The sequence below is a fragment of the Pseudomonas mohnii genome (assembly GCF_900105115.1).
Taxonomy (GTDB): Bacteria; Pseudomonadota; Gammaproteobacteria; order Pseudomonadales; family Pseudomonadaceae; genus Aquipseudomonas; species Aquipseudomonas mohnii.
In genome coordinates this window covers 14201-27341 of the sequence record NZ_FNRV01000001.1, presented here as the reverse complement: position 1 = coordinate 27341, position 13141 = coordinate 14201, and the positions used below count along the sequence as shown (strand labels likewise).

General features: G+C 61.8%; 9 protein-coding genes. 2 read left to right on the top strand and 7 right to left on the bottom strand.

The genetic code is table 11. From position 1 onward, the window contains the following. Positions 1-97: 97 nt before the first annotated feature. Together arcC and BLV61_RS00105 are read left to right on the top strand one after the other, a co-directional pair. Positions 98-1027, top strand: a complete 930-nt coding sequence (gene arcC / locus BLV61_RS00110; protein WP_090461677.1) for a carbamate kinase — start codon at positions 98-100, stop codon at positions 1025-1027. A 65-nt stretch (positions 1028-1092) separates the two neighbouring features. Continuing rightward, the gene (locus BLV61_RS00105) at positions 1093-1455 is read left to right on the top strand and encodes a DUF5064 family protein (protein WP_047528908.1); all 363 of its coding nucleotides are present in this window, start codon (positions 1093-1095) and stop codon (positions 1453-1455) included. Between the two features lie 140 nt (positions 1456-1595). On the opposite strand, the gene BLV61_RS00100 is transcribed toward BLV61_RS00105, so the two are convergent. The 7 genes from BLV61_RS00100 to BLV61_RS00070 form a co-directional block, all read right to left on the bottom strand. Beyond that, complete coding sequence (locus BLV61_RS00100; RefSeq protein ID WP_090469635.1) at positions 1596-3233, bottom strand: fatty acid--CoA ligase; 1638 nt, start codon at positions 3231-3233, stop codon at positions 1596-1598. Between the two features lie 51 nt (positions 3234-3284). Further along, positions 3285-5063 carry an acyl-CoA dehydrogenase C-terminal domain-containing protein gene (locus tag BLV61_RS00095; RefSeq protein ID WP_047528906.1) on the bottom strand — a complete coding sequence of 593 codons (1779 nt, stop codon included), beginning with the start codon at positions 5061-5063 and terminating at the stop codon, positions 3285-3287. 63 nt (positions 5064-5126) lie between these two features. Next, entirely contained in the window at positions 5127-7616 is a 2490-nt protein-coding gene (locus tag BLV61_RS00090; RefSeq protein WP_090461675.1) for an efflux RND transporter permease subunit, read from the bottom strand. 31 nt (positions 7617-7647) lie between these two features. Further along, entirely contained in the window at positions 7648-8721 is a 1074-nt protein-coding gene (locus BLV61_RS00085) for a WD40/YVTN/BNR-like repeat-containing protein (protein WP_090461673.1), read from the bottom strand. Positions 8722-8786: 65 nt separating this feature from the next. Further along, on the bottom strand, positions 8787-10145 hold the full coding sequence (locus BLV61_RS00080) for a DUF1329 domain-containing protein (protein ID WP_047528900.1): 1359 nt from the start codon (positions 10143-10145) through the stop codon (positions 8787-8789). Positions 10146-10184: 39 nt separating this feature from the next. Further along, on the bottom strand, positions 10185-12200 hold the full coding sequence (locus BLV61_RS00075) for a DUF1302 domain-containing protein (RefSeq protein WP_090461671.1): 2016 nt from the start codon (positions 12198-12200) through the stop codon (positions 10185-10187). A 131-nt stretch (positions 12201-12331) separates the two neighbouring features. Next, complete coding sequence (locus tag BLV61_RS00070; protein ID WP_047528898.1) at positions 12332-12898, bottom strand: RBBP9/YdeN family alpha/beta hydrolase; 567 nt, start codon at positions 12896-12898, stop codon at positions 12332-12334. Positions 12899-13141: the final 243 nt, after the last annotated feature.

Genomic DNA, 13141 nt, shown 5'->3' with positions numbered 1-13141 from the left:
GTGTCTCTGATAGACCGCGGTGTTCCCATCGCTGGCAAGCCAGCTCCCACAGGAGACAGAGTCGCCCGCTTACTTCTCTTTTTGAAGGACATGCACCATGCGTATCGTCGTTGCTCTGGGCGGTAACGCCCTGCTCCGCCGGGGTGAACCGATGACCGCTGACAACCAGCGCGCCAACATCCGGGTCGCCACCGAACAGATCGCCAAGATCCATCCCGGCAACGAACTGGTCATCGCCCACGGCAATGGCCCTCAAGTCGGCCTGCTGTCGCTGCAAGCGGCGGCCTACACCTCAGTGTCGCCTTACCCGCTGGACGTGCTGGGTGCCGAAACCGAAGGCATGATCGGCTACATCATCGAACAGGAACTGGGCAACCTGCTGGACTTCGAAGTGCCCTTCGCCACGCTGTTGACCCAGGTCGAAGTGGACGCCAATGACCCGGCGTTCCAGAAGCCCAGCAAACCCATCGGACCGGTGTACACCAAGGCCGAGGCGGAAAAACTCGCCGCCGAAAAGGGCTGGGCCATCGCTCCGGACGGCGACAAATTCCGCCGCGTGGTCGCCAGCCCCAGACCGAAGCGCATCTTCGAAATCCGCCCGATCAAGTGGCTGCTGGAGAAAGGCAGCATCGTGATCTGTGCCGGCGGTGGCGGTATTCCGACCCTGTACACGGCGCCCGGAAAACTCGAAGGCGTCGAAGCGGTGATCGACAAAGACCTTTGCTCGGCGCTGCTAGCCGAACAACTGGAAAGCGATCTGCTGGTGATCGCCACCGACGTCAATGCGGCGTACATCGACTTCGGCAAGCCTGGCCAGAAAGCCATCGCCCAGGCGCACCCGGATGAACTGGAGCGTCAGGGTTTTGCCGCCGGGTCAATGGGGCCAAAGGTGCAGGCAGCCTGCGAATTTGCCCGTCATACTGGAAAGGTCGCGGTGATTGGCTCACTCTCGGACATCGAAGCGATCGTCCAGGGCAAGGCCGGCACTCGCGTCAGTATGGCGACACCCGGTATCAGCTATCGATAAACGTTAAGTCGCGGGCCGGCAGCAGGCCTGCCCGCCTTCAAGGCCTGTTTGCAGGAGAGATGACAATGGCTAAGTTCGAGCCCGGTCACTTACACATCGAGCGTCACGCGCTGACCAGCGACGACGTCAGCTACAACGTGTACATCGACTATGAAGTCACTCAACATCCCGATGAAGGCAAAGGGATGCAGTTCAAGATGCACGGCACCATTCAAGGCAGGGAGTTCGAAGAGACGTTCTATCTGCCCAAGGACCAGGCCTACAACTTCGCCAGCAACGTCACGAAAATTGCGGAGAAGTACGGCATTCCCAAGACCCACAGCCAGATCGGCTCGATCCACAAGCATTACGACCTCATGTTCGAGGATGTACGGGTGCAACTGAACATGCAGTCGGGCGACCCGGTCAAACCCGAACACCTGGGATGACCCACCGCCCTTGTAGGAGCGAGCCGGCTCCGGGCGGCGTTCCGACGATGAACTCGAAGACGCCACGGGGTGTCAGGTTCCCCGCGTTTTCGTTGACCACCATCGCGAGCAGGCTCGCTCCTACAAAGGCACATCGTCGGCTATTGGCTTAATTCCTGTTCACGAATCAGCCGCTTGTTGATCTTCCCGACACTGGTCTTGGGTATGTCGGCCACCAGCCTGATCTGCCGGGGAATCGCCCATTTGTTGATGCGACCACTCTCTACATACTGATGCAGATGAGCCACCAGCATTTCGGCCGTGATGCCTTCTGACACCACCAGGGCCACCGGTCGCTCACCCCACTGCGGGTCCGGAACACCCACGACCGCGACCGAACTGACGGCGGGATGCTCGCTGATCAGGCTCTCCAGTTCCAGCGAGCTGATCCACTCCCCGCCCGTCTTGATCACGTCTTTGATCCGGTCCCTGATCTCCACGACGCCCATGGGGTCGATGGAGCCGATGTCACCGGTATGCATCCAGCCGTTTTCCCACAGTTGCGCGCCTTGCTCGGGTGCATTCAGGTAGCCCTGGGTCAACCACGGCGCACGTACGACGATCTCGCCGAGTGCCTCGCCGTCCTGTACCACTTCATGGCCACTGGCATCGATGATGCGCAAGTCGACCATCGGCACTGCCACCCCGGTCTTGATCCGAGCGGCCACCTGGTCTGGCGCCGGTTGTCCCAGCTCGGTCTCACTCTGGTGCGTCAGGCACAGCAGTGGACAAGTCTCGGACATCCCGTACCCGCTGTGCACACGCATGCCCCGTGCGGTCGCCTGGGCGGCCAGGCCATGGGTCAAGGCGCTGCCGCCCAGGAGCATTTTCCAGCCGCTGAAGTCAGTCGCGGCGGCTTCGTCGCAACCCAGGATCATTTGCAGGATCGTTGGCACGCAATGGGAAAAACTGACCTTCTCTTCGCGGTACAACCTGACCAGGCTATTGGGCTCATAGCGCCCGGGATAAACCTGCTTGATCCCCATCAATGTCGCGACATAGGGCACGCCCCAGGCATGCACATGGAACATCGGCGTGATTGGCATGTAGACATCGTCGGAGCGCAACAATGGCAAACCCTGATAGACGCCGAGGGTGCCGACGGCATTGAGCGTGTGCAAGACCAACTGGCGATGGGAGAAGTAGACGCCCTTGGGGTCGCCCGTCGTGCCGGTGGTGTAGAACAGCGTGGCCACCGATTGTTCATCGAAATCAGGAAAATCAAAGTGCGGTGCAGCCTGCGCCAACAGACTTTCGTATTCCCCCAACACCGGTAATGCAGTCGACGGCGCTCCATGATCGGTGAGCTGAATGTAGCCTTTGACCGTTGTCAGCTGATCGTGGACCTGCTCCATCAGCGGCAGAAAATCGTCATGCACCAGCACCAGGTCGTCTTCGGCGTGGTTCATGGTGTAGAGAACCTGGTCCGCAGACAGACGGATATTCACCGTGTGCAACACCGCGCCAAGCATCGGCACGGCGAAAAAACACTCCAGATACCGATGGCTGTCCCAATCCAGCAGGGCCACGGTATCACCGGCCTTGACGCCCGCTTGCGTGAGCGCGTTGGCCAATCGCTGGATGCGCTCATTCAGCGTCCGGTAGCTGTAGCGCAGCTTGTCCGCATAGACAATTTCCTGATCGGGCGCATAGCGTGCGCCCGAGAGCAACAGGCTCTTGATCAACAAGGGGTAGCTATAAGCGCCTGGCGCGGGGGCGAGTATTTTTGTTTTCACCACGGTGAAGTCTTCCTGATGCGGTTGATTGGAGATCATCTCCGGTTCACGGGGTCAGAACTGATCGGCGTCGAGCAAGTACAGTGAATCGCTACCGGCCCTGACCGACGCGGCCAGCGACTGAACGCGCGGCAGCAGGCGAGCGAAGTAGAACCGCGCCGTGCCCAGCTTGCTGGCGTAGAAGTCGTCCTGCGCTTCCCTGCTCACCGAAGCCTTGGCCATCAGCGCCCACATGTAGGCGTAGGCGGTGTAGCCGAAGGCGTGCAGGTACTCGACCGACGCCGCGCCGATTTCGTTGGGGTTGTTTTTCGAGCGGTCGAGCAGCCATGCCGTGAGTTCGTCGAGGTTGTCCAGGGCGCTGTTCAACGGTCTGGTGAACTCCGCGAGGTCGGCGCAAGCGGTGGCGGTGAAATGGCGAATCTCGTCAGCGAACAGTTTGTACAGCTCACCGCCAGTGCCCACCACTTTGCGTCCAACCAGGTCCAGCGCCTGAATGCCGTTGGTGCCTTCGTAGATCTGGGTGATGCGCACGTCGCGCACCAGTTGCTCCTGACCCCATTCGCGGATGTAACCGTGGCCGCCGAAGATCTGCTGGCCATGAATCGTGGTCTCCAGCCCCATGTCGGTGAGGAACGCCTTGGCCACCGGGGTCAGCAACGCCACCAGGCCTTCCGCGCGCTGGCGGGTTGCGGTGTCTTCGCTGAACCTGGCGGTGTCCAGTTGCATGGCCACGTACGTCGAGAAGGCACGGCCGCCTTCATTTGCGGCTTTCATGGTCAACAGCATGCGCCGCACGTCCGGATGGACGATGATCGGGTCGGCCACTGTGTCTTTGCTCTGCGCGCCGCTCGGCGAACGACTTTGCAGACGATCACGGGCGTATTCAACGGCGTTCTGATACGAACGCTCACCCGTGGCCAGGCCTTGAATGCCGACCCCCAGACGCTCGTAGTTCATCATGGTGAACATCGCCGCCAGGCCCCTGTTCGGCGCATCGATGATCCAGCCGGTGGCGCCGTCAAAATTCATCACACAGGTGGCGGACGCCTTGATCCCCATCTTGTGTTCGATCGAGCCACAGGACAGCGCGTTTCGCGACCCCAGGCTGCCATCGGCATTGACCATGAACTTCGGCACCAGGAACAGCGAAATGCCCTTCGGACCCGCCGGGGCATCCGGCAGTTTGGCCAGTACCAGGTGAATGATGTTTTCGGTCAGGTCTTGCTCGCCGCCGGTGATGAAGATCTTGGTCCCGCTGACCTTGTAGGAACCGTCGGCCTGAGGTTCGGCCTTGGTGCGGATGATGCCCAGGTCGGTGCCCGCGTGCGGTTCGGTCAGGCACATCGATCCGGCCCAGATGCCGGCGTACAGGTTCGGCAGGAAGGCGGACTTCAGTTCTTCGCTAGCATGGGCCTTGATCGCCAGACAGGCCCCAGCGGTGAGCATCGGATACAGGCCGAAAGACAGATTGGCGCCGTTGACCATTTCCTCGACCTGCGCACCGATCACCTTGGGCATGCCCATGCCGCCGTAGGCCGGGTCACCACCGACACCGCCCCAGCCGCCTTCGGCAAAGGCGCGATAGGCCTGCGCAAAACCGTCAGGGGTGGACACTTCGCCATTGTTCCAGGCGCAACCCTGCTCGTCGCCACTGCGACTGAGCGGTGCGATCAGTTCTGCACTGATCTTGCCGGCTTCTTCAAGGATCGCATTGGCGGTTTCTTCATCCACCACCTCGGCCAGCGCCGGCATCGCCGCCCACAGGCGGGAGACTTTGAAAACTTCGTTGAGTACGAAACGGATATCGCGCAGGGGCGCTTTGTAGTCAGCCATATTTGAAATACTCAGGCAATGTCAGGGCATTCAACATGCCCTGGTCAATGGAAGTGCGAAGGGTTAATGGTTTGCGCCCACAAGCTCCGCGGTGCGTTCGGTGGTGCTTGCGGGTACGGGGGTGATGTTGCGCAGCAAGAAACAGGACAGCGCCGGGATCAGGATCAATGCGCCGAGCATGTTCCAGATGAACATGAAGGTCAGCAGGATGCCCATGTCGGCCTGGAACTTGATCGGCGACCAGGCCCAGCACACCACACCCGCCGCCAGGGTGATGCCGACCAGCCCCACCACCCGGCCAGTGAAGGACACGGCATTACGGTAGGCCTGTGCCAACGGCATGCCCTGGCGCTGGTAGTGCAACTGCACGCTGAGCAAATACAGCGCGTAGTCGACACCGATCCCGACCCCCAGCGCGATCACCGGCAGCGTCGCGACCTTGACGCCGATCCCCATGATGACCATCAACGCTTCGCAGAGAATCGACGTCAGCACCAGCGGCAACAGCGCCACCAGCGTGGCACGCCAGCTGCGGAAGGTGATCAGGCAGAACAGTGTCACTGCTGCGTACACGTACAGCAGCATCGTGTGGTTGGCCTCGCGCACGACGATATTGGTCGCCGCTTCGATACCGGCGGTGCCGGCAGCCAGCAGGAACTGGCGATCCGGGGTGCTGTTTTCCCGGGCGAACTTGTCGGCGATGGCGACCACCGCGTCCAGCGTCTCGGCCTTGTGGTCCTTGAGGAAGGCGATTACCGGCATCACCGAACAGTCGGTGTTGAACAGTTCCGGGGCATTGACCGAGGCCTGCTGCGCCGCGTAGTTCAGCACGTTCTGGTTGCGCTGGATGCTGTTGAGCTTGGGATTGCCCTCGAACGATCCGGCGGTGATCTGCCGGACCGCGTTGACCAGCGAAGACGTCGCCTGCACGCCCGGGTATTGCTGCAGCTCCCAGGCCAGGCGGTCGGCCAGAATCAGCGTCTGATAATTGAGGCAACCTTCGGGTGCGGTCTTGATCATCACCGCGAACAGATCACTGGACAGCGCATAGTGGCTGGTGATGTAGGCGTTATCGCGGTTATAGCGCGAGTCGGCGCGCAGCTCCGGGGCGCCGCTGTCGAGGTCGCCGATCTGCAGGTGCTGACTGACCATGAAACCCGCGATGCCCAGCGCCACGGCGCCGAGCACGATGCCGGTGGCCCACTTGCGCGTGGTGAAGCGATCGAGCAAATCCCACAGCTTGCCGAAGCCGCGGCTCTCGTCGGCGCGGGTGTCGATCTTCAGCGCACGTTCGGCGGCCTTGCGCCCGACACCGATGTAGGACAGCGCCACCGGCATCAGTAGCAGCGAGGTGAAGATCAACACGGCCACGCCGATGCTGGCGGTAATGGCCAGGTCCTGGATCACCGGAATGTCGATCAGCATCAGCACCGCGAAACCCACCGCGTCGGCCAGCAAAGCGGTGACCCCGGCAATGAACAAGCGGCGGAAGGTGTAGCGCGCCGCGATCAGTTTATGGGTGCCACGGGCGATGTCCTGCATGATGCCGTTCATCTTCTGCGCCGCGTGGGAGACACCGATGGCGAAGATCAGGAACGGCACCAGCACCGAGTACGGATCGATGGCATAGCCCAGCCAGGCGACAATGCCCAATTGCCAGACCACCGCCGTCAGCGAACAGAAGATCACCAGCAGCGTGCTGCGCAGGCAGCGGGTGTAGAGGTAAATGATGACGAACGAGGTGACCACGGCCAGGCCGAAGAACATCATCACCTGGATCAGGCCGTCGATCAGGTCGCCGATCAACTTGGCAAAACCGATCACCCGCACCTTGTACTTGCCCTTGCCCTCCTCCCCGGCCTTGCGTGCCTTGCTGTCGCCGGCAAACTCGATCTTGTCACGCAGCTGTTGTTCGAGGAGTTGCGCAAACGGGTAGTAATTGATGCCGTGACCGGTCGCCGAGGCTTTGTCCAGCAGCGGCACGATCAGCATGGTCGATTTGAAATCACTGGCCACCAGGCTGCCGACGATGCCGGCGCGGTTGATGTTCTGGCGCAGCTGTTCGATGTCTGCGGGCGAGCCCTGGTACGCGTCGGGCATCACCGGACCACCCTGGAAGCCTTCCTCGGTGACTTCATTCCAGCGTACCGAAGGGCTCCACAAGGACTTCATCCAGGCGCGGTCGACGCCTTCGGTGAGGAACAGGTCATCGTTGACCTGCTTGAGCACCGCCAGGTATTCGGGGTCGAAAATATCGCCCTGGGTGTTTTCCACCACCACCCGCACCGAGCTGCCCAGGCCGCGCAACGATTGGCGGTTCTCCAGGAAGTTCTGAATATAGGGCTGGCTCTGCGGAATCATTTTTTCGAAGCTGGGGCGCAGTTCCAGGCGAGTGGCCGCCATGTAGCCCAGCACCAGGGTTATCAAGGCCATGACCAGCATGAACAGCGGACGGTAGTTGAAGACCCAGCGCTCCAGGCGATTGCCGGAGTTACGATCGAAGTCACGCATGTGGCGGATCACCGGCATGGTGTCTTGCTTGAGGTTGCCCATGTCAGGGTTCTCGCTCTAGTGAATCCAGTTCTTATTTGACGTCGAGTGCGCGCACGCCACGGCTGCCGACCAATACCAGCCCGCCGTTGGGAGCTGTGATCGCGCCGGCGGCCGGCGAGATGTCTTTTCGGGGCTGCGGCTGGAGGCGCGCGCCATCGTCGGTGCTAACCAATAACTGTCCTGCCTGACTCAACAGTCGGTAGTGCCCTTCGGCATCCAGAGTGGCCGCCGTGAGGCTGACTTGCAGGCCGGTACTGAGCGCCGTCCAGCTGGCGCCACCGTCGACGCTGCGGAACACGTGCCCGCGCAGGCCATACACCAGCACTTCGCCGGGCTTGCCGATCACACCGAAAAAGCTGCCCTGGTAGGGCGAATCCAGCGCCACGAAACGCTGCTTGGGTTCATCCCATTTGAGCAGCAGCCCCTGTTCGCCAACGATGAACAGCCCATCCCCCGTGGAGGCGATGGCGTTGAGGTGCAGACTTTGCGGGTTATCGGTGCGGTCCTGAAACGGTGTCCAGTGCTGACCGCCATCCTCGGTACGCAGAATCAGATTGAATACGCCCACCACATAGCCGACTTTTTCATTGGCGAACCAGACGTCGAGCAGCGGCTTGTCGGCGCCCTCCTCGACCAGCCGCTGACCATCCGCGGCCAGCTGCGCCCATTGTTCGTTGGCCGGTTCGGCACTGGCCAGCGCACTGTAATGCTTGACCAGCAAGGCACCGATCTGGCGGCCGTCCAGTTGCTTGTTCCAGGTCGCGCCGGCATCGCTGCTGTGCAGGATCACGCCGTCGTTACCGACCGCCCAGCCCTGGGTGGGCGAAGGGAAGCTCACGGCGTTGAGGTCGGCGCTGACCGGCACGGCGGCCTGCTGCCAGGCGTTGCCGCTGTCATCGGAGTAGAGAATGTGGCCTCGCTGCCCGACCGCGACCAGTCGCTCACCCGCGCGGGCCGCGCCGAGCAACGGGCTGTGCGCGGCCAGGGCGCTGGGCCGGGCTGGCAGGTCCAGCACGTCGACGTAACCGGCCGCCTGGGTGAAGCCCTGGAGCACAGCCAGTGTGGCGCCCAGCGCCCACTGCAGGTACTTCTTGTACGAACACATACTGCGTCCTCTTGGAAAGACCGCGCCGGGCGCACCTCATGTGCACCCGGCGTCCAACACGGCGCTTAGCGAATGCCGGCGCCTGCCAGGGACTCCGGCGACCACTGCGCCTTGGACAGCGAGTCGATGTAGCGGATACCGCCGTAAGGCCCGACCACACCGTTGATGTTGTAGGAACCACCGACCAGGTCGTAGATCATGAAAGGCGTGGAGTCCGGCACTTGCTTGTCATAGCTCTGGCTGAGGAACGCGAAGGAACCACGGTAGAGCTGACCCCGTGCGTCGTATTGATCGGAGGCCAGAGCGGCCCAGCTGTCTTCATCCAGGTAGAAGCGACGCTTCTGGTAGACATGGCGTGCGCCGGCCTTGAGGTTGCCCTCGACCACCCACACGCGGTGTTTCTCCCAGCGCACGAAATCGGGGGCAAGGTGGTTCGGCGTGGTCAGGCTTTTCGGGTCCTGGGCGTAGGTCAGCTTGTAGGTGTTGTACGGCACGATCATTTCCTGCTTGCCGACCAGCTTCCAGTCGTAGCGATCCAGCGCACCGTTGAAGACGAACACGTCGTCGTAAGTACCGGCACCGGCGGTACCCGGGTTCGGCGTGTCGTAGGCCAGGTTCGGTGCCAGCTTGACGCGACGCTGACCCGGCAGGTACTGCCATGCGCGGCGCGGCTGCTGCAGCGGGTTGGCGGCGTCCTTGAGCATGATCGACTCACCGGCGCGGCGCGCCGGCCCGGTGTAATACAGCTTCATCTGGTAGTACACGTCGGCACTGCTGATGGTCTGCGCCAGGTTTTCGTAGATCGGGTAAGTGATGAACGCCTGCCCGGTGGTCGCCAGGCTCGGTACACCGGCCGAGTCGACGTTCCAGGAGTCGTACTTGGAGTTGATGTTGACGCCCTGATAACGCAGCAGGAAATTCCACATCGCCTCGCTGCCCGATTGCGGGATCGGGAACGGCACGCCCGGCAAGACGTTGTCGATGGCCAGGCCGCCTTCAAGGGACTTGGCGCCGCTGGCGTTCTTCACGCTGTTGTCCAGCACCGCCTGGGGCAATGCAACGGTGCGGTGGGTCGGGTAGACATCGACACGGAAGGTCGGGAAGCGCTTGGCCAGCTCCACGGTGGTGGCAGTGAGCATGCCTTTGTACTGATCAACGTTTTTACCGTCGATGACCAATACCGGCTTTTCACTGGCGAAGGGGTCCGGGCGCATGCTGTCGCCTGCCTTGAAGCTGGCCGGGGCCGTGGTCAGCCCGCCGGCATAGGCGGGAATGGCACCATCGGCGCTGGCGGCCTTTTCGGCCCCCACCAGGGTCAGGCTGCTGCCCAGTTTGGCGGCCTCCTGAGTCGAAACGGCGGCCTGCGCCTGGGCGCCAATGGCCATGACCAGGGAAGCGGCCAGCAAGGTTTGCACGAATTTCATGGGGTCATACTCCTGCTTAGTGACTAAGCATTGGGTGAATCAAAAGGTGGTTTTCAGCGTCAGGTACAGGGCACCACGGTCTTCGGTGGTCGCACCGCCACCCGAGAAGGCTGAATAGCCACCGGCGTAGCACGCATAGTTTTCGTTACCGCTGAAGGCGTTCGGCGTGGAGCCGTCGCCGCTTCCGGCATTGGCAGCACCGGTGCTGTTGCCGCTGACATTGCACTTGTCGGTCTTGCCGAAGGAGTCCACGTACTTGAGGTCGACGAAGTACTTGTTGTACACCGCGGCACCGACGCCGAACGCGTAGTTGCCGGTGTCCTTGGCGCCGCCGCCGGAGACCGGGGACACGCCAGCGAGGCCGACGTTGACCGACATCGGCAGGCTCATGTCGACGCCCGGAAACACCTGATACCAGGTCGGGGTGAAGTTGACGGCGATGCCCCAGTTGTCGCGGGTAGGCGCATCGATACCGCGATAGGTGCTCTTGCCTTTGTAGAGCGCCTCGTTCTTGCTATCGAGCTTGAGCAGGTTGCTGTAATACAGCTCGGCGAGCAGGGTCGCCGAATCGTATACCGGCGTTTTCGACAGGCTCATCAGACCGTTGAGTGTCCAGTGCAGCGTGTCACCGGTGGCGCTCATGCTGTCGCCATCGTGCGGGGTGTCATAGATCACGCCGCTGGCCGCCGAACGCGCTGGCAACAGGCCAAGACCCTGCCCCAGTCCGAGCGGGCTGCTGGTGCTGACGATCGCCGGAATACTGGCCAGGGGCATGTTGTGCCGGATGTTCAGGTCACTGCCGACGCTGATGCCGCCGATGTCCTTGGACAGGCTCAAGCCGAAGATGTCGATCTTGTCGGAATAGGCCAGTTGATAGGTGGCGGTGCTCAGGGAGTTCAGGGTATTGACCACCGCCGGCACCTGACCCGCTGGCCGCGTACCGTTCGGGTTGACCGAGCTCACGCCTCGGGCGTCGAGCCAGGCTTGCGGCAAGATGTCCGACGTCTGGCGGTAGTAGAAGCCCAGCGTACCGTCCAGCCAGGCGGGCGACCATTTGGCCATGACGCCCCAATCGCCTGAATTGCGCGGTGTCAGGTCATCGCCGCGGCGCACGTTGGTCAGGCCGTTGCAAGGCGCGATGCCACAACCGAGCGGGCTGCCCGGCGTCACGGAGTTGGTATTGCCCAGCAGGAACGACTGCGCGCCGAAGCCCACCAGATCGGAACCGCCATAGTAGGTCCCGGCCTCGGGCAGGCGCGCCGCATCCCAATCGAGGAAATACTGGGCGCCCACCGTCAATTCGGGATTGAGGGTGAAGGTCATCGAAATCTGATTGCGAGGAACGAACAGTTCCTTGGCCTCGGTCCCCGGCGATGCGGCCAGCTTGGCTAGGTCCAGGCCAGACTGGCCGTAGCTGATCGAATGCACCGGGTTGAGGATGGTTTCACCCCAGAACACGTTGTGTTGCCCGGCCTTGACGCTGAACATCGACTCATCGCCCACTTCGGTGCTGTAGAACACGAAGGCGTCGAGGATTTCCCCGGAAGGTCCGTTGTAATAACGCTGGGCATAGTTGCTCAGGTGCGGGCTGCCGAAGCCGACGTTGTCGTTGGTAACCGCCGCCAGGCGCGGGTCATTGGCGACCAGGCCGGAAGTGCCGCCATTGCCGTTGACGAACGGGTTGGAATTGGAACCGGTGTTTTCATACGCCTTGTCGTACCAGCTCGCGGCACTGACCCGAAAGCCCATGCTTTGCTGGTAGACCACATCCATTTCGGTCAACAGATCGACGCGGTTGGTGATGTTGGTCCCGGCCTTGCGAAAGTTGTAATCGCCGTCGTTATTGTTGGGGGTCGCCAACATGCGCTTGTCGGCGCCTTCGGTGCGCACGCCGTAGTTGTACTTCACGGTGTTATCGAAACGTACCGACCAGTCAGGGTTGCCGGTATCCACTTCGACGGCGTGAGCGACCGGCATGGACGCCGCCAGAATGGCCAGGGCCAACAGACTGTGTCGCGAAGGAAGTGTGTGGCTGTGACTCTTATTGTTATGCATTACGTTGTCTCCGCCATGTTGTACTTGTTTTTTAAGCGCAGCTTTCCATGCACAGGCCCTGCTGAGAGGCCTGCGTTTTTTTCACGCGTTAGAGCAATTGCCGGACGGATCGCGCCCGGCCAGGTGCCTGATTAGCGATCCAGTTCCAGAATCAGGGCTTCGGCTTGCGGCCAGTGGCCGAAGCCCGAAGCAGGATTGAGATGGCCGACCTCGCCGAGGTTGACCAGTTCGCTGCCCCAGTCGCGGGCCATGCGGGTGACGGCCTCGAGACTGGCCAGGTGATCGTTGGTGCTGCCCGCCACGAGACTGCGAAACGGCAGCGCACCGGCAGGCAGAGGGGCCCAGCCGTTGGCTTTGAGGGTTTCAGGGGACGGGTAGTTTGCCGGCCAGGTGGCATTGAGGTCCGGCGGCGCGGCCAACAGAGCGCCCTTGATCGAGCCGCTGTGGCGGGCGGCCCAGTGGGCGACCATCAGCACGCCGGCGCTATGGGCGACGAGAATCACCGGGCCGTCGATTTGTTCCAGTTCATGCTGGATCGCCCGGACCCGGGCAGCGCAGTCGAGCTTGTCGGTTTCAAGCGGCGGGACGCTGCGTACGTTGTTCAACCGGGCCTCAAGCAGCGTTTGCCAATGCTCGGCAACGTGGTCGCGCAGACCCGGTACAATCAGAACGGTAGCGGCGGTTTGCAGTTTGTTCACTTGAACACCTCACCTTCTCGGTAGCTCGCCTGGCTGTTTCGCCAGAATCTTTTTGTAGTACCGACATTAAAGAGCGCCCACCCGCTACGCTTTTCATTTGACGACACCGACTTTTCTTTTGATGACAGGACAGGAGCGCCTGATTGGTGGTCGTGTGGACGCGCAAAACATGGCTTCAAAAACTTTTCATTTCATGATGTGCTGGATATAGTCCGCCCCGCTCAACTCCATCGAGACGCTCCA

Bases quoted from the DNA above. Each gene is read 5' to 3' on its own strand.
- arcC (WP_090461677.1), top strand. From the start codon at position 98: ATGCGTATCGTCGTTGCTCTGGGCGGTAACGCCCTGCTCCGCCGGGGT.
- BLV61_RS00105 (WP_047528908.1), top strand. From the start codon at position 1,093: ATGGCTAAGTTCGAGCCCGGTCACTTACACATCGAGCGTCACGCGCTG.
- BLV61_RS00095 (WP_047528906.1), bottom strand. From the start codon at position 5,063: ATGGCTGACTACAAAGCGCCCCTGCGCGATATCCGTTTCGTACTCAAC.
- BLV61_RS00090 (WP_090461675.1), bottom strand. From the start codon at position 7,616: ATGGGCAACCTCAAGCAAGACACCATGCCGGTGATCCGCCACATGCGT.
- BLV61_RS00085 (WP_090461673.1), bottom strand. From the start codon at position 8,721: ATGTGTTCGTACAAGAAGTACCTGCAGTGGGCGCTGGGCGCCACACTG.
- BLV61_RS00080 (WP_047528900.1), bottom strand. From the start codon at position 10,145: ATGAAATTCGTGCAAACCTTGCTGGCCGCTTCCCTGGTCATGGCCATT.
- BLV61_RS00075 (WP_090461671.1), bottom strand. From the start codon at position 12,200: ATGCATAACAATAAGAGTCACAGCCACACACTTCCTTCGCGACACAGT.